The sequence below is a fragment of the Xenorhabdus cabanillasii genome, assembly GCF_003386665.1.
Classification (GTDB): domain Bacteria; phylum Pseudomonadota; class Gammaproteobacteria; order Enterobacterales; family Enterobacteriaceae; genus Xenorhabdus; species Xenorhabdus cabanillasii.
In genome coordinates this window covers 1658301-1676210 of the sequence record NZ_QTUB01000001.1, presented here as the reverse complement: position 1 = coordinate 1676210, position 17910 = coordinate 1658301, and the positions used below count along the sequence as shown (strand labels likewise).

14 protein-coding genes and 2 pseudogenes are annotated in these 17910 nt (G+C 42.6%); 7 read left to right on the top strand and 9 right to left on the bottom strand.

The window, feature by feature from the left end; genetic code table 11:
- Positions 1–100: 100 nt before the first annotated feature.
- Together plsY and BDD26_RS08010 are read left to right on the top strand one after the other, a co-directional pair.
- Entirely contained in the window at positions 101–757 is a 657-nt protein-coding gene (plsY, locus tag BDD26_RS08015) for a glycerol-3-phosphate 1-O-acyltransferase PlsY (protein WP_038259817.1), read from the top strand.
- Between the two features lie 235 nt (positions 758–992).
- A complete protein-coding gene (locus BDD26_RS08010) occupies positions 993–2030 on the top strand; it encodes a zinc-dependent alcohol dehydrogenase family protein (RefSeq protein WP_115826165.1) in 1038 nt (345 codons plus the stop codon).
- A gap of 137 nt (positions 2031–2167) precedes the next feature.
- On the opposite strand, the gene BDD26_RS08005 is transcribed toward BDD26_RS08010, so the two are convergent.
- The 3 genes and pseudogenes from BDD26_RS08005 to BDD26_RS07995 all read right to left on the bottom strand — a co-directional run bounded on the left by BDD26_RS08005 (position 2168) and on the right by BDD26_RS07995 (position 5457).
- A complete protein-coding gene (locus BDD26_RS08005) occupies positions 2168–3238 on the bottom strand; it encodes a DUF4056 domain-containing protein (protein WP_115827516.1) in 1071 nt (356 codons plus the stop codon).
- A gap of 77 nt (positions 3239–3315) precedes the next feature.
- A pseudogene (locus BDD26_RS08000) lies at positions 3316–4468 on the bottom strand (BamA/TamA family outer membrane protein).
- The gene (locus BDD26_RS07995; protein WP_115826163.1) at positions 4468–5457 is read right to left on the bottom strand and encodes a hypothetical protein; all 990 of its coding nucleotides are present in this window, start codon (positions 5455–5457) and stop codon (positions 4468–4470) included. The pseudogene BDD26_RS08000 and the gene BDD26_RS07995 overlap by 1 nt, the downstream one beginning before the upstream one ends.
- A 315-nt stretch (positions 5458–5772) precedes the next feature.
- Between BDD26_RS07995 and gntR the strand changes: the two are divergent.
- The 3 genes and pseudogenes from gntR to gntU form a co-directional block, all read left to right on the top strand.
- Positions 5773–6765 (top strand): annotated as a pseudogene (gntR, locus tag BDD26_RS07990) (gluconate operon transcriptional repressor GntR); the annotation flags it as partial.
- 222 nt (positions 6766–6987) lie between these two features.
- On the top strand, positions 6988–7524 hold the full coding sequence (gene gntK / locus BDD26_RS07985) for a gluconokinase (RefSeq protein WP_115826161.1): 537 nt from the start codon (positions 6988–6990) through the stop codon (positions 7522–7524).
- Entirely contained in the window at positions 7524–8861 is a 1338-nt protein-coding gene (gene gntU / locus BDD26_RS07980) for a gluconate transporter (RefSeq protein WP_115826159.1), read from the top strand. Before gntK ends, gntU begins: the two co-directional genes overlap by 1 nt.
- Before the next feature lie 104 nt (positions 8862–8965).
- On the opposite strand, the gene BDD26_RS07975 is transcribed toward gntU, so the two are convergent.
- On the bottom strand, positions 8966–9736 hold the full coding sequence (locus tag BDD26_RS07975; protein ID WP_115826155.1) for a protein bax: 771 nt from the start codon (positions 9734–9736) through the stop codon (positions 8966–8968).
- Positions 9737–10417: 681 nt separating this feature from the next.
- Complete coding sequence (locus BDD26_RS07970; protein WP_038259800.1) at positions 10418–10732, bottom strand: DUF3761 domain-containing protein; 315 nt, start codon at positions 10730–10732, stop codon at positions 10418–10420.
- Between the two features lie 665 nt (positions 10733–11397).
- Here BDD26_RS07970 and BDD26_RS07965 point away from each other — a divergent pair.
- Together BDD26_RS07965 and BDD26_RS07960 are read left to right on the top strand one after the other, a co-directional pair.
- Positions 11398–12501: a toxic anion resistance protein gene (locus BDD26_RS07965; RefSeq protein WP_115826153.1), complete on the top strand. Its 1104-nt coding sequence runs from the start codon at positions 11398–11400 to the stop codon at positions 12499–12501.
- A 51-nt stretch (positions 12502–12552) separates the two neighbouring features.
- Positions 12553–13572 carry a 5-bromo-4-chloroindolyl phosphate hydrolysis family protein gene (locus tag BDD26_RS07960; RefSeq protein WP_115826151.1) on the top strand — a complete coding sequence of 340 codons (1020 nt, stop codon included), beginning with the start codon at positions 12553–12555 and terminating at the stop codon, positions 13570–13572.
- A gap of 57 nt (positions 13573–13629) precedes the next feature.
- Here the strand turns inward: BDD26_RS07960 and potD are convergent, their stop codons facing one another.
- The 4 genes from potD to potA form a co-directional block, all read right to left on the bottom strand.
- A complete protein-coding gene (potD, locus tag BDD26_RS07955; protein ID WP_038259865.1) occupies positions 13630–14682 on the bottom strand; it encodes a spermidine/putrescine ABC transporter substrate-binding protein PotD in 1053 nt (350 codons plus the stop codon).
- A gap of 254 nt (positions 14683–14936) precedes the next feature.
- Positions 14937–15716 (bottom strand): spermidine/putrescine ABC transporter permease PotC, encoded by a 780-nt coding sequence (gene potC, locus BDD26_RS07945; RefSeq protein ID WP_038259796.1) that lies wholly within the window; start codon positions 15714–15716, stop codon positions 14937–14939.
- Positions 15713–16573: a spermidine/putrescine ABC transporter permease PotB gene (potB, locus tag BDD26_RS07940; RefSeq protein WP_038259794.1), complete on the bottom strand. Its 861-nt coding sequence runs from the start codon at positions 16571–16573 to the stop codon at positions 15713–15715. The genes potC and potB overlap by 4 nt, the downstream gene beginning before the upstream one ends.
- The gene (potA, locus tag BDD26_RS07935) at positions 16557–17672 is read right to left on the bottom strand and encodes a spermidine/putrescine ABC transporter ATP-binding protein PotA (RefSeq protein WP_115826150.1); all 1116 of its coding nucleotides are present in this window, start codon (positions 17670–17672) and stop codon (positions 16557–16559) included. Before potA ends, potB begins: the two co-directional genes overlap by 17 nt.
- Positions 17673–17910 lie beyond the last annotated feature (238 nt).

The window sequence follows — 17910 nt, the reverse complement described above, 5'->3', positions numbered from 1 at the left end:
TTCTCCGTTTTTCGGTTCACCGGATACCACTTCCGGCTAAATGTGCGTATTATCCATTGTTATAGTAAAGAAAACGACCTTTATTCATTGGAGATATCTTATGAGTGCTATCGCGCTTGGTATGATCATCTTCGCGTATCTGTGTGGCTCTATATCCAGCGCGATATTGATCTGTCGTCTGGCAGGATTACCCGATCCCCGCCAGCATGGTTCCGGTAATCCGGGAGCAACAAATGTACTGCGTATTGGCGGCAAAGCTACCGCGCTGGCAGTACTGATCTGCGATGTACTGAAAGGCATGATCCCTGTTTGGCTGGCATATAAACTCGACATTCAACCTTTTTATTTAGGCATTATCGCCATCGCTGCCTGTTTAGGACATATTTACCCAATATTTTTCCATTTTAAGGGAGGCAAAGGTGTCGCCACTGCATTCGGCTCTATTGCTGCTATTGGCTGGGATTTAATGGGATTGGTTGCCGGGACATGGTTGCTGACCGTATTATTGAGCGGCTACTCGTCATTAGGCGCAATCATCAGTGCCCTCGTTGTGCCTTTCTACGTCTGGTGGTTCAAACCGGAGTTTACTTTTCCTGTCGCAATGCTTTCATGCCTGATACTTATGCGACACCACGATAACATCCAACGTCTCTGGCGAGGTCAGGAAAGCCGCATCTGGCAGAAACTGAAAAAGAAACAGGAAAGGACAGATAAAGAGAAACTTCAGGCAGCTAAAGAAGAACAACAAGACGAATGATACATACAGCCCCAACAGGGGCTGCTTTTATCCTGTTTCACCCCTTCCAGAGATAGCAAACTCCAAGATCCAATCTGTATGTGTCTGGCCCAGACTATCCAGAGCAATATCCGGCATATTCTATATTATTCGCGACAGGCTCAGAAAACACCCCGAAGACCGAAAACGTTATAATCTGCTAAACTTCAAACAACTAATAACGTGAGTGACAACCAACACCTGTGAAGGGGGTTATATGAAAGCACTTGTTTATCACGGAGCCGGAAAAAAACTCTGGGAAGAAAAAGCGCCACCCCAACTCATCGAACCAACGGATGCTATCATCCGCATCGTCAAAACAACAATCTGTGGCACAGATCTGCATATCCTCAAAGGAGATGTTCCTACCGTCGAGCAAGGCCGGACATTAGGACATGAAGGCATTGGGATCGTTGAGTCAGTTGGAGAATCAGTCCGCAATATCAAGGTCGGTGATAAAGTGATTATTTCCTGTATCACCGTCTGCGGTAGTTGTATTCATTGTAAACGTCAGCTTTATGCGCACTGTAAAGATGGTGGCTGGCTCCTGGGGCATAAGATTGATGGTACACAGGCAGAAAAAGTACGTATTCCCCATGCTGATAATAGTCTTCATCGCCTGCCAGATGATGTCGATGAAGAAGCTGCCTTAATGCTGAGTGACATCCTGCCAACAGGCTTTGAAATCGGTGTTATCAATGGCAGAGTCCAACCCGGAAATACTATCGCCTTGATTGGTGCAGGGCCTGTCGGACTATCAGCACTACTGGCATCACAATTTTACTCTCCGGCACATATCATCATGATCGATACTGATGATAACCGTCTTAGCGTCGCCCAACAGCTCGGCGCTAACACAATTATCAATCCGACACGACAAGACTTAGCAGCAATCATCAATAAACTGACTGGTGGCTTTGGCGTAGACGTTGCCATTGAGTGTGTGGGTATCCCCGCAACTTTCAAAATATGTCAGGACATCATTGCAGCGGGTGGATTTATCGCTAATGTGGGAGTCCACGGTAAATCCGTCGATTTACATCTGGAAAATCTCTGGATCAAAAACATCACTATCACCACTGGACTGGTCAATACAAGCAGTACTCCTATGCTACTGAAAAGCGTTCAATCCGGCCGAATCGCACCTGAAAAGCTGGTCACTCATTATTACCCATTGAATGAAATAGAAACCGCTTATGACGTATTTAATAATGCAGCGCAAGAAAAAGCACTGAAAATTGTCTTGTCAGCATAATTGATTAGCAGGAAGTGTAGTTAAACGACTCTTCCTGCTTAATTATAGCAAGCTTATTTTGCACAACTGCAAAAACAACCAAACAGAATACTTATTCGGTATAGCACTTATATAGCCGGGAGATAAAATACAAGCAGTTATTTATTATTCAACAACTGTTTCATGTCCTGCTTTTCAGCTTTTTCCGCCAGCATTGGAAAATCTTTCACTGTCCAATAACGTTGTGGCACAGGTAGTTTTTTCATCTTATCCGTTGGCCATAACTGGAATTCAGCCAACTTATCCAGCGAGAAATGTTGATAAGATTCAGGCAAAGAGAGACGTAAAGCAGACTTCTCTTTATCAAATGGCATTAATGGATAGCGATCATCCTGAGTTTCATAGTTCCTGCGCAGCAGCAGAAATTTTTTAGAAATACGCTGATAACTGTTCCACCATACACCATCAACCTTATCAAACATCTTTTTTGTGCCTGATCTATTGTAAGCGCCCAGTTCATGTAATGCTATTGGCAGAATATTTGCGATGGCAGTAGAAAACTGACTGACGGAAGATGCCTGACCTTGCAAAATCAGCGTCAGTGCCAGTCTCGCGCCCAACAGATTGGAATAGAGGTCTTCCGGGGAAAATGCCGAAACGGCTTCTGAAAATCCGGGAATAGACTGATAGCCGTACCATTGGGCAATTTCATGCCAGGCGGCTAACTGAAATGCCAGTTTTGCGGCCAGATAAGCACTCAGAGTATAACGTTCAGCGGGATCTTCCGGTGGTGTAAATGCAAAAAAGTGGATTTTACGCGCCGCAAGCTCATCATCCAACGTCAGCACCCACTCTTGCCCCAGGTGAGCATAAATCTGGCTAAAGAAATAAAGGGTATAGTCTGCGGTATCCCTTACATGGGCTATATCAATAAACCCGCCTTTCTCGGTATATAGCAAACCGATTTTTTCATTACTGATCCCCAATAACGCAGCACTCGCTCCCAAAACGCTATCGTTATAGTGGTGCTCACCCAATTTTTCAGCTTCAACAATATTGTCGATACTAAAGAGAGGCATAGGGATCCCCAATGCGTCTGCTTTAAGGTTGTAACCGAATACACAGCACGCTCTTAACCCCTCAGGAGGAGCAAGAGGACTCAGAACTGGCCAATCGGTTTTCGCCTGTTCATGTGTATCACTTTTGAGCATCAGCTCGACAGGTATCATCGGAGTTGGTTTACTTTGGCATGCTATCAACAGAAAACTTAAAAACAATGTTGCTAAAAACAATGTTACCAAACACTTCAAAATGCTTCTCCAACCTGAAAATAGAACCCGGTACTGTCTTTTCCGATACCAAAATCTAACCTGACGTTCATACGTGGTTTAAACTCAAAACGATAGCCCACGCCAATTGAAGGGAGCCAATGCCTGTCACCCAGTTTTGAAGGGGTATCACTCAATGTTCCCGTACCTATCCAACCAACAATACCGTGGCGCCAGTCCAGCTTATGCCTTAACTCTAATTGAGTGGTGAAGATGTTTTTGTCACGATAGCGCCCTTCATAGTAGCCACGCATACGCTGACTATTCCCCAACAGGGATAATTGGTTCCACGGTACATCACCTGCACTGAAACGGGCATAATTATCAAAGGCTAACACAGTTTTTTTCAGATAGCTGGTGATAAGTTGAAAACTGTAATTGAGTGATATGAAAATGATGATCTGCCCCTAATTCAGGGGAAAAATAGGTATAAATAAGCTCAACAGTTTGACCATGCTGAGGGTTAGGCAGAAAGTCCCGTGTGTCATAACTGAAATATGCACTTACACCAGAACTTATGACAGCAGCACCACCAACGGACTGTGCAAAATATTTCTTCGCCTGAACATCGGTGTCACTGGCATTGACGGATGAGAAATTCCAGCCTAATCCCATATAGGTTGCATCAGCAACCCGATAAAGCACACGGGGACGAATATCAAATTCCTGCGAACGATAGCTTTCTTTATTGCGATTATCCTTCCCGGCGCGATAACCTTGCCCCCAATAATAGGTTGGGGTGTTATTGAGCGTACCGGAAATAAATAACCGCCACTGATCATTGGCAAGAAAATTGTAATTGGTAAAATTCAGGCCAAATGCACCCGTGGATGAGCCAAAGCCACTGAGTCCCAGAGAAGAATTCTGACTGATCTGATCGTTACTGTCAGGCCGATAAAGCCCGACCACCGCCACGCCAATCCCCACGCCCATTTCAGGCGTATAAAAAGGGCCGGGCAGCACACCCCAGTCAATTTTCTTGCTGGCATCGAATTGATTACTGCCACCTAACTCTTCAAGCCAGCCATCAATTTTTTGCCGATCAGGCAAAATATCCGCATAAGCTGATGCAGTCGTAAAAATAAGAAGGCTGGATATTACCAGCCTTTTGATCGTCGTAAGGCCCAACATTAAAAACGGAACTCACCAGAAACGTAGAAGCTGTTCCGGTTACCAAAACCAACTTCAGATAATATATTGAAATTACGGGTGACTTCGAAACGGGCACCGACAGTGTTATTCCATTTATGGGCAAGGTGTTGTTTGACATCGAATTTGATGTCGGTCATGCCAGAAACCAAACTAAATGCTTCTGACAACTGAGACGGAAGATCGAGATTGCTAACATCACCTTTAAAACGTTGTGTAATGTCCTGATACATAGCGCCAACCCATACCTGAACTTTGCTATTCCCTTGCCCAGTGAATAATGGTTCGAAAACAAATTCATAACCAACACGCGGTGTGACGACAAATGCACTAATGTCCCCATCTAAAACATCCAGATTAGTGCGGGTATAGTTAGCATCCAAAGTGGCAAAAAACTGATTATATCCACCAGCAAGCGTTGCACCTCCACCGTAGGTTTTTCCTTTGAAATTTAGTTCGAAAGGAATATCTTTATAGGTATCAGCATCACCAAGGACAACAATGTTGTCCAAGTTTGTATTAGATTTGCCTTTAGTCTTTCCATAAACACCATATACATTTAGGAAAGGAAGAACCCATGTATCCAGTTTCAGTAAATGGGTTTCATTTCTGCTCCGGGTATCACCAGCATTAACAACAGTATTTTCTTCAAAAATTTTAAGCTTTGGATTAGTAAACTCAAACTTAATACTATCCACAACAACATCCTGGCGCAGGTTCATATAACCATAACTGACACCAAATGGCTCAGGAAGATCATAGCCTTTGGCTCGGGCTTCATCACCCCAAATAGGCAGAACACGAGATTCTGATTTTGCAGAGCGGGATAAACTACCATCGCTATTCGTTTGCGGTACACCAGATTCAGTCATCGTCAATGAAAAAAGTGGGCGCTCACTTTCTGCATAACTGTATGAAGTTACAAAGCAGAATGTAGCGGCTAACAATTTGCTGAAGTTAGTTAAGGTCATAATACACTCAAAGGAAAATGAAAGACTCGGCAGACTAGCATAAGCTATATTATGTATGTTTAACCAAAAATGCTTACAAATGAATAGCTAAGGGCAAATATTTTAACCACAGTGACTTTTATATAAACAATTTCAGATTGATTATTTTTCACCCTAAAAATTTCATGGCAGTTGACGAATAAATGCAGTCTCTATGGAATGTGAGTCAGCCAGAATTTTTTGCTAAAAACCGTATTATTATGGTGTCTAAATGTGTTAAAACCACACTTAATTAGCTTGCTCCTCCCAATATTGATTGCACCGCATTGAAAATGAAGAAAAAAACGCCCCGTTTTACAAGATGTTGCAGACCTCGTTGGCGTCACAAAAATGACGGTCAGCCGTTTCTTACGTAATCCAAATCAGGTTTCCCAGGCTTTAGGGGAACGGATTGCTGCGGCCCTGGATCAACTGGGCTACATTCCTAATCGCGTGCCGGATATTCTCTCCAATTCCACCAGCCGGACAATCGGGGTATTGCTTCCTTCATTAACCAATCAGGTATTTGCCGAAGTTATCCGCGGTATTGAACATGTGACAGACCGTCATGGCTATCAGACTATGCTCGCGCATTATGGTTATTCTGCGCAGAAAGAAGAAGAGCGTCTGCTTTCCCTGCTTTCCTATAATATTGATGGCCTGATCCTGGCCGAACGAACACATACTCCCAAAACCCTGAAAGTATTGGAAACCACTGGTATCCCTGTTGTAGAACTGATGGACAGTGTATCGCCCTGCCTTGATGTTGCCGTTGGTATCGATAATTTTGAAGCAGCACGTCAGATGACAGAATCCATGCTCGGACGTGGTTGCCAGAATATTGTCTATCTCGGTGCACGGCAGGATGAAAGAACGTTGATCCGTTTGGAAGGATATGAAACAGCAATGCGCAGTGCGGGATTACAACCAAGAAAAGTGATGACACCGGCCAGTTCATCTTACTCATTGGGTGTCCGACTCTTACAGGAAACTTACCAGAAATATCCTGATGTTGACGGCCTGTTTTGTACCAATGACGATATCGCGATTGGTGCAATATTTGAATGTCAGCGTCAGGGGATCAAAGTACCGGGAGACATTGCTGTAGCCGGTTTCCATGGGCATGATGTCGGTCAGGTCATGACCCCAAAACTTGCCAGCGTGTTGACTCCCCGTGACCAAATAGGACGCAAGGCAGCAGAAGCATTGCTTGCACGCCTAAAGGGCGAAAAACTAGAACAAACTCTTATTGACGTTGGATTTACGCTTTCATTAGGTGAAAGTGTTTAATTTTTGTAGCTTAAAATGATATCTCCCCATCTTCAATTGCGATAGGCCTCACATTTTCCTTTTTTACCAATCTTGATTGATTGCTCACCATCCTTTGCTGCTGATAATGTTGCCAATAGGTAGTTACCGGTAACATTTCACAGGTAATATTTCACAAAGAAAATATTGCAGTTCAATCACAAGGACGACCAAGTGACACAATCTGCACAAAGGAGTTTGATGATGAGCGATACCCAGCAGCCAAACCATGTTTTTATATTGATGGGGGTATCCGGCAGTGGTAAATCTGCCGTTGCCAATGGTGTTGCCCATAAACTGGATGCTGCATTTTTAGATGGAGATTTCCTTCATCCCCGCGCCAATATTAAGAAAATGGCAGAAGGTCATGCCCTGAATGACGATGATCGTCAACCGTGGCTGGAAGCGCTTAATGATGCCATTTTTGCCATGCAACGTACCAATAACGTCTCTTTGCTGGTGTGTTCTGCCCTGAAAAAACGCTACCGGGATATTCTGCGTAACGGTAACAAAAACTTGTCATTCCTGTATATGCAGGGGGATTTTGAATTAATTGAAAGCCGCCTGAAAACACGTAAAGGACATTTTTTCAAACCACAAATGCTGATCTCCCAATTTGAGGCATTAGAAGAACCGACGAGTGATGAGAAAGATATCCATGCTATTGATATCAAACCAGCTCTTGATGAAGTAATTAAAAACACAATTAAAACAATCCACCATATTACTAAGAGGCATTAATGAGTACATTAACGCTGGTGCTGACAGCTGTCGGCTCTGTTCTTCTGCTGCTGTTTTTGGTGATGAAGGCCCGAATGCACGCCTTTATCGCCTTGATGTTGGTTTCAATGGGAGCCGGTATTTTTTCCGGGATGCCATTAGAAAAAATCGCTCAAACTATGCAAAACGGTATGTCAGGCACATTGGGCTTCCTTGCTATTGTAGTCGCACTAGGAGCCATGTTTGGCAAAATCCTGCATGAAACAGGCGCACTTGATCAAATCGCCGTAAAATTACTGGGCAGCTTCGGTGAAAAACGGGCTAATTATGCGCTAGGTATTGCAGGCCTTATCTGTGCATTACCACTGTTTTTTGATGTAGCGATTGTACTGTTGATCGGCGTGGTTTTTGCTGTTGCACGTCGGACTGGCGGTAATGTGGTAAAACTGGCGGTTCCATTATTTGCTGGTGTGGCAGCGGCGGCGGCGTTTCTGGTGCCGGGGCCGGCTCCAATGATGCTGGCTTCTCAAATGGGAGCAGATTTTGGCTGGATGATCCTGATTGGCCTGAGTGCGGCAATTCCCGGTATGTTACTGGCTGGCCCAGTATACGGTAATTTCATCAGCAAATATGTCACTCTGGATTTACCCAAAGATCTGAGCACACCAAGCATTGGTAAGAATCAAATGCCTTCTTTTGTGTTCAGTCTGTCACTGGTGCTATTTCCATTAGTATTAGTCGGATTGAAAACCATTGGTGCCCGTTTTGTTGATAAACAATCTGTACTGTATCAGTGGCTGGAATTTATCGGTCATCCTTTCACCGCAATTTTAATTGCCTGTCTGGTGGCAATTTATGGCCTGGCAATTCGTCGTGGCATGAGCAAAGAAAAAGTAATGGATGTCTGCTCTGCGGCAATCCAACCAGCGGGTATTATCTTACTGGTCACAGGTGCGGGTGGCGTCTTCAAGCAAGTATTGATTGATTCCGGTGTAGGGCCTTCGTTGGGTAACGCGTTGATTGGTGTCGGCCTGCCAATCGCATTGGCATGTTTTATTCTGGCTGGCGCTGTACGTGTGATACAGGGCTCAGCCACTGTTGCCTGCCTGACCACTGTTGGCCTGATACTGCCTGTTATCGGTGAACTGGGTTATTCCGGTGCACAAATGGCAGCACTCTCTGTATGTATCGCTGGTGGCTCATTGATCTTCAGCCATGTCAATGATTCTGGTTTCTGGTTGTTCGGTAAATTTACCGGGGCAACAGAAGGACAGACCTTAAAAACATGGACAATCATGGAAACTATTTTAGGTACAACAGGAGCAATTGTCGGTATGATCTATTTCGCGATGCTGTGATGTGCTAACGGTTTTTAGACTATCATGATAAAAAATAATCCACATTGTAATTAATACAGTGCGGATTATTGAAGAATAGCCATATTACTCATATTTATTGGCAATCACTTTCCGTATTCCTGTACTTGTGAAATTAATTCCTTATTGCCATTAAATACTTTATGTAAATAACGATTATAGCCAGCACCTAATTCGGAATAACCTTTAAGATGATCGATCAGTTTGCCGGTATTAAGTGGCACTTGTGCTATTCTCTGCCTTGCACGTGAAGTACGCAGTGACTCATAAGCACGATGCGTATTCATATTTTTCATATAGGCGATGACAGAGTCTTCAATCGAATCATAAACTGAATAACCTTTAATTTTCCCTTTAGCTTTGCCGCATGAGCGACAACGCATTCCAAACAGGTTATTATTTTTCAGTGCAAGTTCTGATGTTCCCCATCCTGATTCTGCGGCAGCCTGAGTAGCAACGAAATGGGTCGGAATAATATCAACCCTATTCAACAACTGCTGCCAGTCAACCCATTTTGGTAAGGTACAAGTCATTTTGTAATCTGTGCAGATCCTCTGCAATCGCCTGATATCCTGTACAGACCATTTATGTGATTTATGGTGCGACAGGAGCCATGTGCGGTCTTGCATAATCTGTTGATTATGCTTATCAATTACAGGGACAACAATATTTAAAAACGCTTTCTTCCTGGGTGTACCTGAAGGGTATTTTCGCAAATCAGGCAAATGATGCTTTATGCCATTGTGAGAATACTCTTTCACTTTTGAGCTATTGGTTGAAGCATTGCTCAATCCAGTAAAGATTAAAGAGAGAAAGAAAGCGAAGACCGCAGTTGTCCTCATCATTCGAGAGGGCATTTGCTTCTCCTCGTTTTATTACTCTGGATAAAAAAACACACGAATATTAACAAAGCAATCAATCTATAGCTATCTTTATTCGTGATTCGTGAGGTTAATTACGTAACGAATATTAGCACGTTACTGACAATAATCTATATTTTTTACTTAATACCGTAAATAAGTGTAATAATTATTGGAATTTTATCTGGAAAATAGTGTTATTTATCACATATTTCCCTACTATTTTTTATCTAAAATAAAGAATACTTGATTCACAATATTATGTTTAACTCATTTATTTTTAATAAAAAACAATTTCTCACCCTCCTTAAATCATCAATGTAAAAATTAATTTAGTTATGTGAATCATCAGATATGAATTTATCTATTTTTAGTTATCTATTTTAGTGGTTAATTATGTTTTAATAGTTAGCTTAAATAAGTAAGGAAGCAATACTAAATCAATTGATTTAATATTGCTTCCTTACATCTTTTCTTCTTAGTGAATAAAATACCTTTAAGCTTCTATTCTAATCTAACGCATTTTAGAATTAACAATACACTGGCAATATCGAGAAAAATATTATTTTCACAATAACTGGTGTATAAAGCGTAACAATTAAGAAAGAGACTCTTATTGGAAAGTAATTAGGGGGCCTGAGCCCCCTAAATTAGACATAATAAAAAGTCACCGGAAAACTATAACCATTTAGCGACACCACCGTGACGTGAGCATGCACCTTTACGCGATTTACTCTTACTATAAGTTCCATCTTTACAAAGCGCAGTATTCATACCTTTTTTAGCTTTAGTATTTCCTTTCTTCGTTAATTTCTTACTGTTTTCACCCGCTTTCTTTTCTAACGAGCTAACTTTATTTTCAGCCGTTTTGGCACTCTTTTCCACTGTTGTGGCAGTTTTGGCAGTGTGATCTGTTGATACTGTGGGCGCTGCAAGTACTGCACTTGAAAACAACACCAGTAATGCTGCAACTGATAACTTCAAGATTTTCATAATATGTATCCTCTGATTAGAGTATTCAACCCGAAATCAACTCTTGTTGTCTGGAGTATAGCGTTGAATGATGCGATTACAAATTTGATATAAACAACAATTATCATTTGAAGGCTCATAAAAACAGCTCTCTAATTATGCTGTATTTAGTAAGAATACTCCTTAAACCAATTTCATTGAATCATAAAATTTAAAGACGCGAGGAGTAAGGAATCTTTAAAATTTGAGTGTATCACAATTATGAAAACCTATTTATTCACTTCTCGACCAACGATTAAAACAACCAGAAATAGAGCCTGGCACATGTTTTATTTAGAAGGATAAATACTGTGTAGGGTTACTACAAAAAAGCTAAGTACTAAGCGCAGAACCATTTAAGAACAATCATCTGACTAACAATAACTTTAAAATCAATAACCCCTGAAATACCGAAAAACATTTTAAATCAAACAATTATTACGTTTATCCAATAAATGGAAATACCGTATTCTTAAGTGAATTGGCTTTAAATAAACAGAGAAAATCGTATAATATTCTTTATATTATACCTAGTTATGCCCTATGGATTTCAAGATACAGCGCGATGGTAAAGGAACTCAACCCACCCACAAAGCTACCACTTGAAAGACACTGGATATACATTAATTTCACAATTGGACTATCTCATGAATACGGAATCTATGCCTGTACCATCGTTCGAACGCCAAACCAGCTCTACACAATTAACGGATCGGATTGATCAGGAAAAAGTCAACGAACTGATAGAAAAAATTGATATTTTCCAACCAACTGCGGTGATTAGCTATGGTGCTAAACCTATGGGCGAAATTGCCCGCTTTGCTGATTCTTTATTGGAGAATGTCCGTTCAAAAGACACCGGAGCGGTTGGTAAAAAATTATCTGATTTGGTCATGTTTGTGCGTGAGAATGGCCCACTGACCGAAGAAGAAAAAACGAGTAGTTTTTTCAGAAATCTTCCTCTGATTGGTGGCCTGTTCAAAAAAGCAGAACGCGCAGTTATTGATAGCAGAACCTTAACTCAACAGGTGGATGCAATTACCGTCCATCTTGATAATGCAATGACTACGCTGGTTCGGGATATTAATGTACTGGAACAGCTCTATACCCGCAATTTGGGTTTTTATAAAGACATTACACTCTATGTTGAAGCCGGTAAACAGAAGCTGGAACAGGTAAGAAACGAACTTCTGCCTGAACTGCGCATGAAAGCAGAGATGTCCAAAGACATGATGGATGCGCAGAGTGTGAAAGATCTGATGGAAAACATCACCCGGTTTGAACGCCGTATTCATGACCTGGAACTATCAAAAGCCGTAGCGATTCAGACTGCACCGCAAATCCGTATCGTACAGAGTAACAACCAGCAACTGGCCGAAAAAATCCAGAGCAGTATCTTAACTACCCTGCCGATCTGGAAAAGCCAGTTAGTATTGCAATTATCTTTGGAAACGCAAGGTAAAGCAGCCAAACTGCAAAAAGAAGTTAGCGATACCACGAATGAACTCCTGCGCAGAAATGCTGAAATTCTGCAACAAAACAGCATTGCAGTGGCAACAGAAGTTGAGCGCTCCATTATTGATGCTGAAACATTACGTGAAGTACAAGACCGTCTGGTCAATACAATTGAAGAAACCATGCGCATTGCTTCTGATGCGAAAAGCAAGCGTGCTCAGGTGGAAGTCGAACTTGCCAATATGGAAGAAAACCTGCGCCAGCGTTTAAACGCCGCAGTGACGAAATATCAATAATCGGCTTGTTCAGAAAAACGTGTTAATTTTTTAAATAGGAGCTTTCCTCTTATGGGAAGGCTTTTAAGGAATGGCTTTATTGTGGATACCATAAAAGCATTTATTAAGCGCTTGTTAATTCATGTCATAGGGCTGTTTACTAGCTCTATAGTCATTGGTATAACAACGAATTCGAAACTTTGGGAAGGGATTTATAACTCATCTATTGAAGGACTCATTGTTTTCTCTAATTATATTGGCATGGTTGCTCTTTGGCCTCCTCGTAATGAGCATAGTTCCAACGTTCGGCAATCTTTCATTATCGTATTACTGTTGATATTGTGTGCGTTTGCCAATTTACTGCCTGTGTTCATTCTACTGACAGGTCTTGCTATGTTGCTTATCAAATCCATTGGTAAGCAATCAGTAAAAGGTGGGCGGTTTGTTCTATTGATAATAGGATGTCTTACTCTCGTCTCAGCATTGATAAAATATTTTCAACTATTTCCAACCTGGTTCTGTATCACATATGCTGTTCTACTTTTTGCAGCCTGTAATTTTGAGCGAAAAAAACTCAATGAAGAAATAAAAAAAGTTGAGGATGAGATAAAAAAAGCAGCAGAAGAGGCCACAAGAAAAACAATTGTTAAAAACAACGAGCAGGAAGAAGAAAATACACCAGATGCTTTTAAAGAATATTATCATCAATTGGCTTTAATCATGGCCCACCAGCCTAATGTTTCGCTTGATATGCAGCCTTATCTTGGGAAAATTGAGGAAAAAACCCGTGCCATCATTGCCTGTATGAAAGAAGATGAACGGGATATCCCACAGGGAACAACATTTCTTAACCGCTATTTACCTATGATAAAGAATGCGGTGGAATCTTTCACAACACTTAAACAACATCAGGCTAACAGCCAGCAGTTTCAAGAAGCTAAATTATTAACCTTGCAGAGTTTGCAGGAGATGAGTGTCGCATTCAGTGAAATGCACCAAAATCTGTTAAGCAACAATGTCGATGATCTGATGGCTGATTTGAAATCGATGAACCAATTGGTACGCGCGCAGGGCTTTGAATTGAAAAAATAGCTAATCTAAATTAAAAAGGGAGCCAGATGCTCCCTTTCATTCTGATTAAATCCCGGATCACTGACCCGCTTTTAGTTTTTGGAAATAGTTTTCATACAGGACATTAGCATTGCCAACGTCGCTTTGCCATTCCCCTTTCTGGATCATTGCCTCATCAGGATACAGTGATTTATCCCCTGACACAGCGGCTGGCAGCAGTTTTTTCGCAGCCAGGTTTGGTGTCGCATAGCCAGTTTTTTCAGCAACCTGCGCTGCAATCTCCGGGCGCAGCAGGAAGTCAATCAGCTTTATTGCTCCATCGACATTCTTAGCATTTGCCGGAATAGCCAGGCTATCCATCCAGAAAATACCGCCTTCTTTCGGCCAGATAATCTCAATAGGTGTTCCTGACTGACGTGCAACATATGCAGAACCCGGCCACATCATGCCGACATCAACTTCACCTTCCACAAATGGATTAGCAGGGTTATCAGAATTGAATGCCAGTACATTTGGCATTAGCTTTTGCAGTTCATTATACGCCGCTGCAATCTCTTTCGGATTGGTTGTATTACCGGAGTAGCCCAGTTTCAACAGCGCGATCTGGAAAACTTCACGGGCATCATCTGTCAATACCAAACTATTTTTGTATTCAGGCTTCCAGAAATCAGCCCAGGAAGTAATGGTCTTGGGATCGATACTGTCGCTGTTGACACCAATAGTAGTCGCTCCCCAAATATAAGGGATGGAATATTCGTTTTTCGGGTCAAAAGACTTATGCAGCAGATTAGGATCAAGATTATGGAAATTGCTGAGTTTGCTTGTATCGATTTTTTGCAACATCCCTTCTTTACTCATTTTGGAGATAAAGTAAGTGGATGGCACAACTAAATCATAAGCCCCATCTTTATAGGTTTTCAGCTTGGTATACATGCTCTCATTGGATTCATAGGTGGAATAAATCACCCTAATCCCAGTTTCTTTAGTGAACTGGTTGAGCAAACCAGGCGGAACATATTCAGTCCAGTTGTAAAAATAGAGTGTCTTGCCATCATCAGCGACAGCAGCATTCACCGAACCAATGCTTAATGCCATCATCCCAGCGGCTAACAGATAGAACCACTTTTTCATGCTGTTTTTCATGTAGTGTTTCCCCGCAGTTGGTGCGTAATTATCGCGTTATTACCGTATATAGCAGGTTCGATATGAACCTACCCCAAAAAAACGGCTATTATAAGAGCCGCATTTTGCAGGGTAAAGCCACTTGTTATATTTATATTGTAGGATTATGAGTTGTACAATTATTACAATTAGATTGTACGATACGGTGAAATGCACATAAAATACATAAAGCGCGGCCCAATCTGACCGCGCTTAAATTGGTACTAAGACTTACCTGTACGATCACGCATCACAAATTGGCTAATCAGCACTAATACCAGTGACATAGCCAATAAAATAGCAGCTAATGCGTTTACTTCCGGTGAAACTCCCACTTTTACCATTGAATAGATCTTAAGTGGCAGGATTTCATAACCCGGCCCCGTCACAAATGAAGAAACAACTACATCATCCATCGACAGGGTAAAACTCAGCAACCATCCCGCCATAACTGCTGGCATTGCCAACGGCAGGATAATCTTACGCAGGATAGTCAGTTCACTCGCGCCTAAATCGCGGGCTGCTTCCAGCATTTTGACATCAAAATCTTTCAGACGGGAATAGACAGTCACCACCACAAACGGTAAACAAAAGGTGATGTGAGAAAACAGTAGTGACCAGAATCCCAGTGAAACGCCCAGCAGCATAAACAGCACCAGCAATGAAATCGCCATCACAATATCCGGCGACATCATCACCACAAACAGCATACCGCTAACAAACTTTTTGCCACGGAATGAATAACGATACAGGGCAACCGCAGTCAATGAACCAATCATCGTAGCAAATGTGGCGGAAACAACCGCCATTGTCAGGGAATGCCCTGCGGCTTGCAGCAAACTGTCATTACTGAATAACAGGCTGTACCATTCTGTCGTGAACCCCTGCCAACTAATGCCAAAGCGTGACTGGTTAAACGAACTTACCAGCAGAATAATAATCGGGATATACAGGTAAGCGTAAACGATGGTCATAAAACCACCGCGCAACAGGCGTCCGATCATTCCAGTTCCACCTTCTTGTTCAGCAGCTTAGCCGCACGATAGTAAATCCATAACATCAGCCCCATAACCAGCGTCAGACAGATACTGGTTGCCGCACCAAACGGCCAGTCGCGAATGTTGAGGAACTGACTTTTAATCACATTACCAATCAGCAGGTTTTTCGCTCCACCCATCAAATCAGCCACATAGAACAGCCCCATCGCAGGCAGCAGCACCAACAGGCAGCCAGCAATAATACCCGGCATAGTCAGCGGTATGATGATGCGGACAAAAGTCTGCAATTTCCCTGCTCCCAGATCACGTGCCGCTTCCAGACAAGATTTATCCAGCTTCTCAATACTGGAATAGAGAGGCATCACCATAAATGGCAGCAGAATATAAACCAGACCCAACACCACAGCTTCAGGGGTATACATAAGGCGCAGTGGTTTATCAATAATCCCAGTCCACAGCAAAAAATCATTCATATAACCGCGAGTACTGAGAAACATCTTCAAACCATAAATACGGATTAAAGAATTCGTCCAGAATGGCAGGATAAGCAGGAACAACAGCAGTGGGCGCAGCTTTTTCGGCATCCGCGCCATAAAAAAGGCAAATGGATAACCAATCACCAGACAACATAACGTTGCGACTATAGCCATATTCAGCGAGTGCACCAGCACCTCGGCATATAGCGGATCGAACAAGCGGGTATAGTTATCCAGCGAAAAGACCATCTGTACCAGATTAGCATCATCACGAGTCAGAAAGCTGGTTCCGATAATCATCAAGTTCGGCAGAAAAACAAACAGCATCAGCCAAAAAACCATGCCTGTAATGACAATATTCTGGAATAGTTTACGCGTCTTCTTCATCGACCAGCACAACCTCCCAGCTTTCTACCCAAGTGACAGCAATCTTCTGGTTCAGGGAATGGTCAACATCGGGATCATCTTCATTGAAGAACTCACTCACCATGACCATTTTGCCGTTTTCCATTTCGACCACAGAATCCAGCGTCATGCCTTTGTAGTTACGTTCACGTACATAACCAATCAGACCTGACACCTGCTCACCATCGTTGATCTCCTCTACACGCAAATCTTCCGGGCGTAGCAGTACCTTCAACGTCTGTCCGGCGGTTACTGGCAGAGACGTGAAAATATCACATTCATGACCTTCCACATCAGCACGTATGCGTTGCTCATCAACACGATGTAATACTTTGGCATCAAAGATATTGATTTCACCGATAAAGCGGGCAACAAACAGATTTTTCGGCTCTTCGTAGATCTCTCTGGGTGTGCCATCCTGTTCAATATGTCCATCACGCATAACCACAATACGGTCAGACATCACCAGCGCTTCTTCCTGATCATGCGTCACGAAAATAAAGGTAATACCAAGTTTACGCTGGAGCGCTTTCAACTCGTTCTGCATCTGCTTACGCAGCTTATAATCGAGCGCCGACAGCGATTCATCTAACAGAAGAACCTTCGGTTTGTTCACAACCGCACGGGCAATCGCCACACGTTGCTGCTGCCCGCCGGAAAGCTGTGCGGGTTTACGCTGGGCAAACTCTTCAAGCTGCACCATACGTAATGCTTCTTCAACCCGCGGAACAATCTCTTTTTCCGGTGTTTTTTGCATACGTAGCCCAAAGGCAACATTTTCAAATACGGTCATGTGGGGGAACAGGGCATAACTCTGGAAAACCGTATTAACGTGACGGTGCTCAGCCGGAATATCGGTAATATCCTGCCCTTCCAGTAAAATTTTGCCGCTATCGGCATCTTCCAGCCCGGCGATCAGACGAAGTACTGTGGTTTTGCCACAACCGGATGGCCCAAGAATGGTCAAGAACTCGCCATCATTGATTGTCAGATCGAGCTGTGAAATAACTTGTTTGCTGTCGAAGCCCTTACTCAAGGCTTTTAGTTCAACGAGCGGTATCAGAGAGGTATTCTCAGTCATTTATGCTATCATCTATCCCTTGGAATAATGCAGATAGAACCGCCACGGGAAAAGACTGTGTCAGCCAGCAGGAGGCATCATTTCTCTGCTGAAGCTCAAAGCCAGTGGCGCCGGTTGAAATTACGAAGCGCGCATAATAAACGCAGTACGCCGAAATTGAAAGCTGAAATAATGGCAATAAGCCATTTTTTATTAACATTTCATGAATGATGACATTTCATGCCATTCTGAACCCAAA